12 protein-coding genes are annotated in these 12497 nt (G+C 58.5%); 10 read left to right on the top strand and 2 right to left on the bottom strand.

Features of this window, described 5'->3' with window-relative positions:
- Nucleotides 1-1020: 1020 nt before the first annotated feature.
- From sdhC to EOI86_RS17665, 6 genes are all read left to right on the top strand, one after another.
- Nucleotides 1021-1407, top strand: coding sequence for a succinate dehydrogenase, cytochrome b556 subunit (gene sdhC, locus EOI86_RS17690; protein WP_127766748.1), 387 nt, complete (start codon nucleotides 1021-1023; stop codon nucleotides 1405-1407).
- Between the two features lie 15 nt (nucleotides 1408-1422).
- Complete coding sequence (sdhD, locus tag EOI86_RS17685) at nucleotides 1423-1806, top strand: succinate dehydrogenase, hydrophobic membrane anchor protein (RefSeq protein WP_127766746.1); 384 nt, start codon at nucleotides 1423-1425, stop codon at nucleotides 1804-1806.
- Nucleotides 1807-1812: 6 nt separating this feature from the next.
- Nucleotides 1813-3606 carry a succinate dehydrogenase flavoprotein subunit gene (gene sdhA / locus EOI86_RS17680; protein ID WP_127766744.1) on the top strand — a complete coding sequence of 598 codons (1794 nt, stop codon included), beginning with the start codon at nucleotides 1813-1815 and terminating at the stop codon, nucleotides 3604-3606.
- 23 nt (nucleotides 3607-3629) lie between these two features.
- Nucleotides 3630-4412 (top strand): succinate dehydrogenase iron-sulfur subunit, encoded by a 783-nt coding sequence (locus tag EOI86_RS17675; RefSeq protein ID WP_127766742.1) that lies wholly within the window; start codon nucleotides 3630-3632, stop codon nucleotides 4410-4412.
- A 297-nt stretch (nucleotides 4413-4709) separates the two neighbouring features.
- Nucleotides 4710-5627, top strand: a complete 918-nt coding sequence (locus EOI86_RS17670; protein ID WP_127766740.1) for a fatty acid desaturase family protein — start codon at nucleotides 4710-4712, stop codon at nucleotides 5625-5627.
- A 3-nt stretch (nucleotides 5628-5630) separates the two neighbouring features.
- Nucleotides 5631-6266, top strand: a complete 636-nt coding sequence (locus tag EOI86_RS17665; RefSeq protein ID WP_127766738.1) for a LysE/ArgO family amino acid transporter — start codon at nucleotides 5631-5633, stop codon at nucleotides 6264-6266.
- Between the two features lie 107 nt (nucleotides 6267-6373).
- Here the strand turns inward: EOI86_RS17665 and EOI86_RS17660 are convergent, their stop codons facing one another.
- A complete protein-coding gene (locus EOI86_RS17660) occupies nucleotides 6374-6838 on the bottom strand; it encodes a DUF805 domain-containing protein (RefSeq protein ID WP_127766736.1) in 465 nt (154 codons plus the stop codon).
- Between the two features lie 239 nt (nucleotides 6839-7077).
- On the opposite strand from EOI86_RS17660, the gene EOI86_RS17655 reads away from it, so the two are divergent.
- Both EOI86_RS17655 and EOI86_RS17650 read left to right on the top strand, forming a co-directional pair.
- Nucleotides 7078-8313 carry a metal-dependent hydrolase family protein gene (locus EOI86_RS17655; RefSeq protein WP_127766734.1) on the top strand — a complete coding sequence of 412 codons (1236 nt, stop codon included), beginning with the start codon at nucleotides 7078-7080 and terminating at the stop codon, nucleotides 8311-8313.
- A gap of 52 nt (nucleotides 8314-8365) precedes the next feature.
- Nucleotides 8366-9616 carry an MFS transporter gene (locus tag EOI86_RS17650; protein WP_240035720.1) on the top strand — a complete coding sequence of 417 codons (1251 nt, stop codon included), beginning with the start codon at nucleotides 8366-8368 and terminating at the stop codon, nucleotides 9614-9616.
- A gap of 74 nt (nucleotides 9617-9690) precedes the next feature.
- Here the strand turns inward: EOI86_RS17650 and EOI86_RS17645 are convergent, their stop codons facing one another.
- Nucleotides 9691-10680, bottom strand: a complete 990-nt coding sequence (locus tag EOI86_RS17645; protein ID WP_127766732.1) for a cyclase family protein — start codon at nucleotides 10678-10680, stop codon at nucleotides 9691-9693.
- A gap of 160 nt (nucleotides 10681-10840) precedes the next feature.
- Here EOI86_RS17645 and crcB point away from each other — a divergent pair, with 160 nt between their 5' ends.
- Nucleotides 10841-11221, top strand: coding sequence for a fluoride efflux transporter CrcB (crcB, locus tag EOI86_RS17640; RefSeq protein ID WP_127766730.1), 381 nt, complete (start codon nucleotides 10841-10843; stop codon nucleotides 11219-11221).
- On the top strand, nucleotides 11218-12480 hold the full coding sequence (locus tag EOI86_RS17635) for an RluA family pseudouridine synthase (RefSeq protein ID WP_127766728.1): 1263 nt from the start codon (nucleotides 11218-11220) through the stop codon (nucleotides 12478-12480). Before crcB ends, EOI86_RS17635 begins: the two co-directional genes overlap by 4 nt.
- The last annotated feature ends 17 nt before the right edge of the window (nucleotides 12481-12497 follow it).

The following is a 12497-nucleotide window of genomic DNA, read 5'->3' as shown; positions in this document are numbered from 1 at the left end:
CCGGCCCCTCGGCCCGATCAGCGGAGTTTCCGCATAACCGTCCTCGGGCGAACCACCTGCGGAAGGGGAAGCCCCCAACCGCTTGCGCTTCAACACATTACTCCCACGAAACCGGCCTATTGGAATGAACAGCTTGCGCCGTCAGCCGCAGGACCGGCTCCGCGCCCCGCGCCGGACCGAAACACCAGCCGAGTCGCCCCGATTGGCACTTTGTCCGCCGCGTCCGCTCCGCCTCCATCTCGACCCGGTCACCGGCAAGCCGGCACCAACATCGCGTGATCGGACAGAACGATGTATCGCGCATAATCAGTGTCCGCTCATCCCGATCCGCTGTCTATTGAAAAGTGATGGCGTTGCAAAATTTGTTGTGTATTAACAACAGTTTAAGGCACATTTCATCCACATCTTATCCCCAGAGTTACGCACATCCGCCAGATTCGGTGTTTGGCGTGGTGCTGCACCCACAAGATGATGTGACGGCACGGCGTGGCACCAATATTAGCAGAATTGCGACTGTTTTGCGCGAAAGCGGCAAAAACCGTTTTGACACCGGCCAGTGACGCGATAGGGTATTTACATAGGGAAGGAGCCTTAGCCGGCTTAGCTCGAAGACGTCCGGTAAACGGCATAAGCTACCGGCAGACATCGTTCCGGCGGAACGGTGTGTTGCGTTTCACGGTTTTGCGATTCACCGGATTTAAGGAATGATCCGTACGGCGGCGTCCGCACGGTGTCGTTTCGATTTCGGCTTTTTACCGGCTTAGGAGTTGCTAGATTGGGCGGCGCACGGAATACAGTGCGTGCCTGCAAGCAATGACCTTCTTTAGGAAACTCAAATGCTTGGCCGCGCGATCGTCGCGCCGTTTCGGCATGTGGGCGTACCGGGCCGCTTGTTGGTGAACCGGGAAAAGGCAGGACCGGCCATCTCTTCAGAATGGTCCGGCCGGTCGGGGACAGACGTAAAGGAATTACGATGGGTTCGCACAAGGCGGATAACCATAACTCACAGCGAGGGGGATCATGAGCACGCAAGATCGACCACTATCGCCGCATCTCCAGGTCTATCGGTGGCAATGGACAATGGCCTACTCGATCCTGCACCGGGCGACCGGCGTTGGACTGGCCGTAGGAACCTTGTATCTGGCTTGGTGGCTCTTGGCCCTCGCCGGAGGCGCGGAATCCTTTGCCACGGTATCGGAATTTTCGGGCGGTATTATCGGACGGCTACTGCTGTTCGGTTGGACCTGGGCCTTGTTCTACCACTTGGGGAACGGCATCCGGCACCTGTTTTGGGATGCGGGTAAGGGCTTTGAGTTGGATACGGCGGCCATGTCCGGCCATATCAACGTCGCCTTTTCCGTCGTCGCCACACTGGCCTTGTGGGCAATCGCCTACGCGGCCGCGTAGATGGGGGAGAGAAATATGAGCTTGGAAACAAGACTTGCCCGCGTGCGTGGCCTCGGTTCCGCAAAGGACGGCACGCATCATTGGTGGGCGCAGCGGCTTACCGCCGTGGCGCTCGTCCCGTTAACGATATGGTTCGCTGTAAGTGTCGCCGGCATGACCGGCGGCAATTACGCCGAAGCCGTGGCCTGGGTCGGTTCGCCGATCAATACAGTCCTGCTGCTGTTGCTGATCGCCGCGACATTTCATCACGTGCAGCTCGGTATACAAGTCGTGCTGGAAGACTACGTTCATGGCGAAGGGGCGAAGATCGCCGCCTTGATGTTCGTGAAATTCGCCTGCGCGATCCTGGCCGTGGCCTCAGGCTACGCCGTTCTGCGCGTCGCATTTGTTGGAGGCTAGAAACGGATGACCAAAGCATATGAAGTCATCGACCATACTTATGATGTTGTCGTGGTCGGCGCCGGCGGTGCCGGGCTGCGCGCGACCTTCGGTTTGGCCGAACAGGGCTTGAAGACGGCCTGCATCACGAAGGTCTTTCCGACCCGCAGTCACACCGTGGCGGCCCAGGGCGGTATTTCCGCCTCGCTGGGCAATATGGGGCCGGACGATTGGCGCTGGCACATGTACGACACTGTAAAAGGGTCGGACTGGCTGGGCGACCAGGACGCCATCGAATACATGGTGCGCGAAGCGGTTCCCGCGATTATTGAACTTGAACATTACGGTGTGCCGTTCAGCCGGACGGAAGAGGGCAAGATTTATCAGCGCCCCTTCGGCGGGATGACCACGGAATTCGGCGAAGGTCCGGCGGCGCAGCGCACCTGCGCGGCGGCCGATCGCACCGGTCACGCCATATTGCACACGTTGTATCAACAATCCCTGAAACATCAGGCCGAGTTCTATATCGAGTATTTCGCGCTAGACCTGATCATGAATGACGAAGGCGAATGCGTCGGCGTCATGGCTTGGAATCTGGACGACGGCACCATTCATCGCTTCCGCGCGAAGATGGTCATTCTGGCGACCGGTGGGTATGGCCGTGTCTATTTCTCGGCGACTTCAGCGCATACCTGCACCGGCGATGGCGGTGGTATGGTGGTGCGCGCGGGCTTGCCGCTTCAGGACATGGAATTTGTGCAGTTCCACCCGACGGGGATTTATGGCGCAGGCTGTTTGATCACCGAAGGCGTGCGTGGGGAAGGTGGCATCCTTAGGAACTCCGAAGGCGAGCGGTTCATGGAACGCTACGCCCCGTCGGCGAAAGATCTGGCGTCTCGCGATGTCGTCAGCCGGTCGATGACCATGGAAATCCTTGAAGGCCGAGGTGTCGGTCCGGAGAAGGATCACATCTTCCTGCATATCGAACATCTGGATCCGAATATCATCAACGAGCGCCTGCCCGGTATCGCGGAATCCGCGAAGATTTTCGCCGGCGTCGACGTGACCAAGGATCCGATTCCGGTGGTGCCGACCTGCCACTACAATATGGGCGGCATCCCGACCAATTATCATGGTGAGGTGCTGACCAAGAAGGATGGCGACCCGAATGTGATCGTACCGGGGTTGATGGCCGCGGGCGAAGCAGCCTGTGTCTCGGTCCACGGTGCGAACCGTCTGGGTTCGAACTCACTGCTGGATCTGGTTGTCTTCGGGCGTGCCACCGCGCTCCGTTGTGCGGAGGTTGTCGACCGCGAAGGACCGCACCGGGCCTGGCCGAAGGATGCCGGGGACTATGCCTTGGCCCGCTTGGACAAGGCCCGCAATGCCAGCGGTGGTACGCCGACGGCGGCACTGCGCGCGGACATGCAGCGCGCCATGCAGAACCATTGCGCGGTCTTCCGGACGGAAGACAGCCTGCAGGAAGGCATCAAGAAGATGAAGGATGTTTGGTCCGGCAAGGACGACATCCGCGTCAGCGACCGGACCCTGGTTTGGAACTCGGACCTGGTGGAAACACTGGAATTCGAGAACCTGGTCGAACAGGCGATGCTTACCATCGTCGGTGCGGAGGACCGGAAGGAATCCCGCGGCGCCCAGGCTCGCGACGATTATCCGGACCGGGACGACGTCAATTGGATGCATCACACCCTGGCCTGGATCGACGAGGCGGGGGCGGTGAAACTGGACAAACGTCCGGTTAACCTGCAGCCGATGAGCAACGAGGTCCAAAGTTTCCCGCCGAAGGCGCGGGTCTACTGATTGGCTGGTTAAGGGGATAATCGATGGTTGAATTTACACTTCCCGCGAACTCCAAGATCGGCAAAGGTAAGACTTGGCCGAAGGCGGACGGGGCGACGAATGTCAAACGTTTCAACATCTATCGTTGGAACGGAGACGACGGAAAAAACCCACAGGTCGATACCTATGAGGTCGACATGGACCAGTGCGGTCCGATGGTTCTGGACGCGCTGATCAAGATCAAGAACGAGATCGATCAGACGCTGACTTTCCGTCGATCCTGCCGTGAAGGAATTTGTGGTTCCTGCGCGATGAATATCGATGGCACCAACACACTGGCTTGCACCAAGTTCATTGATGAAGTGAAAGGGGAAGTGAACGTCTATCCCCTGCCGCATATGAGCGTGGTGAAGGACCTGGTGCCGGACGTGAACACGGTTTATGCGCAACTTTCGGCGATTGAACCGTGGATGAAGACGCAATCGCCGCCGCCGCCGGACAAGGAACGTCTGCAGTCGCCTGAAGACCGACGCAAGCTGGACGGTTTGTATGAGTGCATTCTGTGCTTCTGCTGCTCCACCAGCTGTCCCAGTTATTGGTGGAACGGCGAACGGTATCTTGGTCCGGCGGTCTTGCTGCAGGCCTACCGCTGGATTGTAGATAGCCGTGATGAATATACCGGCGACCGGCTTGATGCTCTGGAAGATCCTTTCCGGCTGTATCGCTGCCATACGATCATGAACTGCTCCAAGACCTGCCCGAAAGGCCTAAATCCGGCCCGGGCGATCGCGGAAATCAAAAAGCTGATGATACAGCGCCAGTTCTAGGGAATTCGCTTCGGCGATTTTGGAAACGGCCGCCCTTCGGGGCGGCCGTTTTCGTTTGAGATGGGCAAATAGAATTAATTTTTCGGCCAATTTCGTCGCGCACGAGCTCCGTTTGCCTGCAAGCGAGACCCTTCGTCTGGCGTCTGCATAGTTGGGTAAAATGAACGTGGCACGGTGTTTGAATGATTAAAGTCTCATTAATTCTACCGAAAATCCTCAACAAAATACCTATGCGAGCTATGGTCACTGCGGTATCTCTGGATACAATGAAGCATTATTCAACCAAGGGTGAGTGAAATGTCTGGTACGGAGCTACGTCGAAAGTACAATAGAGTGTTCAAAGGACTGGAGCGGAGCGGCAGGGTCGCGGCCGGACTGGCCTTAGCGTCCTATATCCTGCAAATCGTTTTGGCCGGGTTGATTGCGGCGGCCTTGTTGGAGCGCGGTGGCGCAGCAGGCTATGCCGGTGTCGCGTTCGCTCTGTTATTCATCGGCACACGAATGCGTGGCCTGAATAATATCGTTCACGAATGTAGTCACTACTCCTATACGGAGAACAAAGGTGATAATATACTGTTCGGACGGATCGCCGCCACGGTTCTACTGTCGTCCTTTACCGCTTATCGGACGGAGCATATGACGCATCATGCCTACCTTGGCGATTACGAAAAGGATCAGGACATTAAGTCCCTGAAACCCTTCAAGCTGGAAAGCGACCTCACCGCGAGGACGATCGCGCGCCATGTGCTGACGCCGATCCTGGGCATGCATCTGCCGAACTACTTCCGTGTCGATATTTCCCGCCGGGACGGTCTCGCATACGCCTTTTTCAAGATAGCGATGATCCTGGCGACCCTTGCCCTGGCGTTCATCGATCCGGTCACGGCGATTGTCGTGGTTCTTGTCCCGGTACTTTGGGTCTATCCGGGCCTCAACTACTGGGCCGACTGCATCGATCATGCGGGCATCCTTGGCCGCGAAGACCCGCTGGAAAGCTCACGCAATTGGATCGTGCCGGGTTGGGCGCGCTGGCTGCTTTTCCCGCGGAACGACTGCTATCACCTGATTCATCACATGTTCCCGAATGTTCCATCACAACATTTCGAGGATTGCCATGCGGTGCTGATGCAAGAACCGGCCTATCGTCGGGTCAATTCCAAGGAGCCGACTGTTCAAGCCGGTCCCTCCGGAATTCTCGTGCAGGATTGGAGTTAAGCCATGCCATTCTTCACTGGTTTAGGCATGACCGCGAGTATGATCGTCGCCCTGGGGCCGCAGAATGCATATCTGATCAAGCATGGGTTGCTGCGCCAAAGCGTCGTTCTTCGGATCGCCGCGATCTATGTGGCGATCGATGTCGCGCTCATTGCTCTCGGTGCGCTCGGCGTGGGTGCCGTGATCGGAGACTCGCCGGACCTGCGTCTGGTGTTTTCGATTTTGGCCGCGATGTTCTTCTTCGTCTACGGCATCATGAACATTCGGAAAGCGTTCCGGAAACACGTGCCGGCGGTCGATATGGAGACAGGCAAGTCCCGTTATTCGACAGCCATTCTGGTTTCGATCGCCAATCCTGGTGTCTTGTTCGACACGGTGGTTCTGGTCGGCGGGCTCGCGGGTCAATACGACCTGCTGGCGGACCGGTTGGTTTTCTCCGCCGGGGCTGCGACCGCCTCGCTGATGTGGTTCTCGGCTATCGCGGCCTTGTCGTTCTATGTCGGGTACTATGTGACCAGCGACAAGGTATGGCGGGTCCTGGATCTGGTTATCGGCGCTCTGATGATTGCGCTTTCCGGCGTGATCCTGAAGGACACGGCGGAGATCGCGATCGCCTCAATCGGCTCCTTCTTCGCCTAGAAGTGACAACGTAGTTCCTTTCTTCCGTACCATGACACGGAAAAGCCGACCCTTTGGGTCGGCTTTTTTCGTTCTCAACAACATTGCCGCTCCTGCTTTCGAGACGACTATTCTTCGATCGGTTTCACATCCAGCAAAGCATCGAAACGCGTGGAGAGTTCAACGCGTTTGAGAGGGGTTTCGCCATACTTGTTGGCGCCTTCCTGGCCTTTGCAAAGGGCCAGGGCGATGAGCATCGGTACATTCAACGGCGGGACGAGCAGGGCAAGCGCTGCCCAACCCGATATGCCGCAATCCCGGCATCTTTGGGTCCCGGCGGCCAGATAAGACAATACTAGTGGAACAGTGGCGAATGCCATGAAGGCGACCAGCATCAACTCGGCTGCGGTGAGTTCCGCGAAAACGATTCCGCCGGTGCCAATCGAAGACCAATCACCGTCGACGAGCCTGTATGCGGTCATAGCCATGCAAATCCAACACAAGGCTTGGAACGCAAGGGATTGTAAGAAAGATTGACGATTGCGGCGCACGCCGCGAAACACGAATGGGTCACTGAAAACAGGTTTCGACATCAGTCTGCCGCCGGACCAAGGCGCTCCCAATTGTGGGTCCCCTCGCCATGTCCTAGTCACGGAAAAATGGGGCGGGTTGAATAGTCCTGCAACGCTTTGGTGAATTTTTTATACGGGATTTTAGGAAAGCTTTCGGTATCCGGCTCCGCATATGCGCTGCTATCCTCGTTGCGGGCGTGCTTTTCCTTTTCCTGTGGTGCGCGTAATCTCGGCCCCAATTCAGTTAATGGGAGGATGCGATGACGTCGGAAAATGGAATAGTGCTGTCGAATGCGACGATCCTGGACGTGGTTTCGGGTGATCGCAACGCAGGGCGCCATCTTCGCATCCGTGACGGGAAGATCGTTGAAATCGCCGATGAGCCCCTGGCTCCCGAGGGATGCACGGAAATAGATCTGGGCGGCAAGACGGTGATGCCCGGCCTGTGTGACGCACATGTCCATGTCATTGCCGTTACCGCGAATTTCCCCGCCTTGTTGGCCATGTCGCCGTCTTACGTTACGGCCCAGGCTTCAGAAGTCATGTCCGGTATGCTGGACCGGGGCTTCACGACCGTGCGGGATGCCGGCGGTGCGGATTGGGGCCTTGCCTCTGCGGTCGAGGAGGAATTCCTCGAAGGCCCCCGTTTGCTGTATTGCGGCCATGCCTTGAGCCAGACCGGTGGGCATGGCGACATGCGCTCACCGGGGCAAAACGGGTTGGAGCAGTGTTTCTGTTGCGCCGGCATGGGGCATGTCTGCGACGGTGTCAGCGCGGTGCGGCAAGCCGCGCGCGAAGAAATCCGTCGCGGCGCTACCCATATTAAGATCATGGCATCGGGCGGTGTATCCTCACCGACCGACCGGATCACTTCCACACAGTTTTCCGATGAGGAAATCCTGGCGATCGTTGAAGAAGCCAACGCAGCCAATATCCCTGTCATTGCGCATGCCTATACGGCGCGGGCCGTAAACCGCGCGATCAAGCTGGGTGTGACCTCTATCGAGCATGGGAACCTGATCGACGAGGAGTCCGTCGGGATTTTCAAGGAATACGACGCCTGGCTGGTGCCGACGCTTTCCACCTATCAGGCACTTGTAAAGGAAGGCGAGGCCGCAGGTATGGCAGCCGACCTGGTTCAGAAGACCTATGAGGTTCTGGATGCCGGCATCAAAGCCCTGGAAATGGCTTATTGGGGCGGGGTGAAGATCGCCTATGGCACGGACTTGTTGGGGATCATGCACCGCCATCAGCTCAACGAGTTCAATATACGCTCCGAAGTCTGCCCGCCCATCGAAGTGATACGGCAAGCGACGATCTATGCCGCGGACCTTTTCGGTATGAAAGATCAGATCGGTCAGGTCTCAGAAGGTTTTCTTGCCGACCTGATTGTGATCGACGGCGACCCGGTTGAGGATATCTCCATCATGACGCAGCCGGACCGCTACCTGAAAATGGTGATGAAAGGCGGGAAGATCCTGCGCCAGGCCGGCTGACGGCTTTTTCCGACCTTCCGGGTCTATTAACAAGCATCTCCTAGGACCAGTCATGATCTCCAGGATTATGTCGGCATGCCGGTACGACCCCACTCTAGATGGGGCCTATGCGTGGTTTCGCGTCGGGGTCTCGCTGACCATGGCGGCAATCGGCAGTGTGGGGCTGTGGTCCTATGTCGTTATTCTTCCGCTGATCGAAGAAGAGTTTTCCGTCGGTCGGGGAGACGCATCCTTTCCCTACACGATGACGATGCTGGGCTTCGCATTCGGAAATATGGCGGTCGGCCGAATGGTCGACCGGTACGGCGTGTCCCGTCCGGCCCTGGTCGCCATTGTGGGGCTATGTCTGGGTTATCTTGGGGTTTCGCAGACTGACAATTTTTATGTCCTGAACCTGTATCAAGGTCTGTTCATCGGAATTTCGACAGCCGCTGGATTCGGGCCCCTGATCGCGGATATATCGAAATGGTTTCGCAAGCGCCGTGGCCTTGCCATGGCGGCGGTCGCCAGCGGGAATTATCTGGCGGGCGCCATTTGGCCGCCCATTATCCAATATGTCGTGGAAGCGGAAGGGTGGCGCTTTGCCTATGCCGGAATTGGCGTTTTCTGCCTCGTTGCGATGACCCCGCTTGCATTGATGCTGCGGTCCGCGCCGCCGAACGAGGCCCAGCAACGCGCGGCCAATGGCGGTGTCGCGCATGAGGAACACGTTCAAGCCATCGGCCTGTCCCCGCGCGCGCTGCAGATTCTACTGGTGATCGCCGGGCTGGGCTGTTGCGTCGCCATGTCGATGCCGCAGGTGCATATCGTCGCCTATTGTGTCGATTTGGGTTATGAAGCGGCCCGCGGCGCGGAGATGCTTTCCCTCATGCTCGCGGCCGGTGTGATCTGCCGGCTCAGTTCCGGTTGGCTCGCGGACAAGATTGGCGGTGTGAGGACCTTGCTGTTGGGGTCGGTCCTGCAATGCGTGGCGCTCTTCCTGTATCTGCCGTTCGACGGCTTGGCGTCGCTGTATGTCGTCTCGCTGTTGTTCGGCTTGGCCCAGGGCGGGATCGTGCCCTGCTATGCCGTCATTGTCCGCGAATACCTGCCGGTTTCCTACGCCGGCCGCGCCATCGGTGTGATCATCATGTCGACCGTTCTTGGCATGGCGCTGGGCGGTTGGCTGTCGGGCGCCGTCTATGAGGTTACCGGCTCTTATACCGCGGCCTTCCTAAACGGCATCGGCTGGAACCTGGTCAATATTCTGGTGATGGTGTTGATACTGCTGCGCAGCGGACGCGCTAGAACGGCACCGGCCTAGCCGTTCGGCCGACGGGGAAAGAAAAAGCCGCGGTCCTTTCGGGGCCGCGGCTTTTCACTACATTCAATCGCCGCTTACCAAGCTGCGATGGGCGAGCCGGCGGAACCTGTCGCACCGACGATCGGCATCGGCACATAGATATAGGCGAAGGTATTCACGCCGGCCTCGACCAGCCGCTCCGTCGCCAGGTTTTCATGATTGTAGATGCCGTTCTTCGTCAGCAGAATCTGGTGAACCGGAAAGGCTAAGGTCGAGTCGGGGTTCGGCACGACTTCCGTCGCCCAAGTGTCGGCGCCGACCAGCGCGATTTTCTTCTCAACCAACCATTCGGCAACCTCGATTCCGATGCCCGGCTCGCCGCTGTTGAACGTGTCATTATCCTTGATCCAATGCCTGCCCCAACCGGTATGGAACAGCACGACGTCGCCTTGCTTGATATCCGCACCGCTTTTGCCGTCCTTAGCCAAGGCTGCTTCAACATCGGCCATCGTAATTTCCTGGCCGGCTTCCATCGGTGCGTCCTTGATCGCGGCCACATTGACCAGATGGGCGGTGGTGAAGAACGGCTTCACATGCTCCACGCCCAGCTTCTTCAGTCCATAGCTGCCGGCAATCTCCGCGCCGGTCACGCCATTGTAGTAGCGAATTCCGGATCCGTCGGCCTCGCCGCTGACGCGGACGCCGATATGGCCCAGACCATCGAACTGCGTCCCGACCTGGCCGATTTCAGTTGCCAGAAACTCGTCGTTCCAGACGACCTTGTTCTCGCCAAACGTTCCGCCGGTCGGTGATCCGGGAATGCGCAAAGCGAACACACGGTTGCCGAAAAGCGGCATGGCGGGCTCATAGTCGCGGCCAAGCTTGATCGCCTTGCCTTCCTTGATCAGCGACGCCGCGCCAATGACCTTGTCGGGAGTAACGTAGTTGCTGCTTCCCGCTTGATCGTCGGCCCCATGGACGGACGGCCACCATTTCGCGCCGATCGGCGTGTCTTGAGCGGTCGCGGCGGAAGCCGTCAGGGCCAATGCGGCGGTTGCCGCCAGAAATGCATTTCGGATAGCCATGGTATATTCCTCTCCCAGCTGTCATCGGTGCCGAATGGACACTCATATTAGTGGCATATCGGGAACGGTAAAACAGTAGGCGAGTTCTTCATAGGGGTAGATGGGGAAACAGCCCTCGTCCTGCTTGCACGGGAATGGTCAAAAGCATAGCGTGCGCCGCATGAAAACAATCTTGGCCATCGCGGCCGGCGGGGCTTTGGGTGCCCTGGGCCGGCATTTCCTGGCGTATCACGTCAACGCCTTGATCGGGCCCGGATTCCCTTGGGGCATATTCGTCTGCAACGTTCTGGGTTCCTTCGCGATGGGTGTGTTGGTGGAAGCGTCCGCCATGTTCTGGTCGCCCAGCGCTGAGTTGCGTGCCTTTATCGCAGTCGGGGTATTGGGGGCATTTACCACTTTTTCCACGTTTTCCCTGGATGTGGTCCTGTTATTGGAACGTGGCGACATGGTGAAGGCAGGCTTATATGTGACCGCATCGGTGCTCTGCGGCGTCATTGGGTTGTTCGCGGGGTTGCACCTGATCCGGGCGGTGATGGCATGAGTAACGTAAGAAACCAGACGGTTGGCAGAGCGGAGGCGGATATGCGCCTGGACCGCTGGTTCAAGACGCATTTCCCGGATCTGGCCTTCTCCCGGCTGCAAAAGCTGTTGCGGACGGGTCAAATACGGGTCGATGGTGGTCGGGCCAAGACCAGCCAGCGCCTGGAAGCGGGGCAGGTCGTTCGAATTCCGCCCCTTGGCGAGGCACAGGAACCCGCCGAAAAAGGTGACAAGGATTGGCGCGGTTCCCTATCGGCGGAAGACGCGAAATTCGTGAAGTCCTTGGTCGTCTATGGCGATGATGACGTTTTGGTCATTAATAAACCGGCCGGTCTTGCTGTGCAGGGGGGCACGAAGACCGAGCGGCACCTGGACGGCATGCTGTCCGCCTTGGCTGACAAAGGGGGGGAGCGTCCCCGTCTTGTGCACAGGCTGGACCGCGATACCAGTGGTGTCATGATGCTGGCCAAGACACGGGCCGCCGCGACCCGTTTGGGCGATGCGTTCAAGCACAAGGAAACCCGCAAAATCTATTGGGCGATCACCGCCGGCGTGCCCGATCCCCGGGAAGGGGAAATCAGTATGCCGCTTGGCAAGGCCGGCGGTCCCGGGCAGGAACGGATGGTCGCCGATCCCGAGGAAGGGAAATCCGCGATCACCTGGTACAAGGTTATCGACACCGCGGGTAGCCGCGCCGCCCTTGTCGCGCTTTGGCCACGTACGGGGCGTACGCATCAGCTTCGCGCCCATATGGCGGCTTTGGAAGCCCCGATTGTCGGTGACGGCAAGTACGGCGGTAAAGAAGCCTTCCTGACCGGCGGGGACTTCCCGGCGCAAGTACACCTGCATGCGCGCGAAATCGATATTCCGGGTTCAGGAACACGGATTGCGGCGGCGTTGCCGGAACACATGCTGCAGACGCTTGAGATGCTCGGCCTGGATACGGAAGATTTGATCGAAGACCCGTTTGAGGAATGGGCAGCACCGAAACCGCCAACCCGCAAGTCATCCTCCCAAGGCACCAACACCCAGCGGTCGGGTGGCCAGCGTTCAGGCGCCAAAAAATCCGGTGCGCGGAAGTCACCGGCTGAGGCGGCTGGCTCAAACAGGTCAGGGCCGAGGAAATCGGGACCTGCAAAGCCGCGCCCGACCCGTTCCTCCCTCGGCAAAGCAGCCAAGGGTAAGAGCGCCCAAGCAAAACCTTCCCGGGGAAAACCCAAAGGGACACGCGGCAAGGACGGCGGATCCAAGCGCCGTTAGAGTTGACGTCAGTAGCG

Origin of the sequence: Hwanghaeella grinnelliae, from assembly GCF_004005845.1 — a bacterium.
GTDB classification, from domain to species: Bacteria; Pseudomonadota; Alphaproteobacteria; order UBA8366; family Aestuariispiraceae; genus Hwanghaeella; species Hwanghaeella grinnelliae.
The sequence above is the reverse complement of the archived record's forward strand: the minus strand, read 5'-3'. Positions and strand labels throughout refer to the sequence as shown.

Coding starts and splice junctions, on each gene's coding strand:
- EOI86_RS17670 (WP_127766740.1), top strand. CDS start 4,710: ATGTCTGGTACGGAGCTACGTCGAAAGTACAATAGAGTGTTCAAAGGA.
- EOI86_RS17675 (WP_127766742.1), top strand. CDS start 3,630: ATGGTTGAATTTACACTTCCCGCGAACTCCAAGATCGGCAAAGGTAAG.
- crcB (WP_127766730.1), top strand. CDS start 10,841: ATGAAAACAATCTTGGCCATCGCGGCCGGCGGGGCTTTGGGTGCCCTG.
- EOI86_RS17655 (WP_127766734.1), top strand. CDS start 7,078: ATGACGTCGGAAAATGGAATAGTGCTGTCGAATGCGACGATCCTGGAC.
- EOI86_RS17645 (WP_127766732.1), bottom strand. CDS start 10,680: ATGGCTATCCGAAATGCATTTCTGGCGGCAACCGCCGCATTGGCCCTG.
- EOI86_RS17650 (WP_240035720.1), top strand. CDS start 8,366: ATGATCTCCAGGATTATGTCGGCATGCCGGTACGACCCCACTCTAGAT.
- EOI86_RS17660 (WP_127766736.1), bottom strand. CDS start 6,838: ATGTCGAAACCTGTTTTCAGTGACCCATTCGTGTTTCGCGGCGTGCGC.
- sdhA (WP_127766744.1), top strand. CDS start 1,813: ATGACCAAAGCATATGAAGTCATCGACCATACTTATGATGTTGTCGTG.
- sdhD (WP_127766746.1), top strand. CDS start 1,423: ATGAGCTTGGAAACAAGACTTGCCCGCGTGCGTGGCCTCGGTTCCGCA.
- EOI86_RS17635 (WP_127766728.1), top strand. CDS start 11,218: ATGAGTAACGTAAGAAACCAGACGGTTGGCAGAGCGGAGGCGGATATG.
- sdhC (WP_127766748.1), top strand. CDS start 1,021: ATGAGCACGCAAGATCGACCACTATCGCCGCATCTCCAGGTCTATCGG.
- EOI86_RS17665 (WP_127766738.1), top strand. CDS start 5,631: ATGCCATTCTTCACTGGTTTAGGCATGACCGCGAGTATGATCGTCGCC.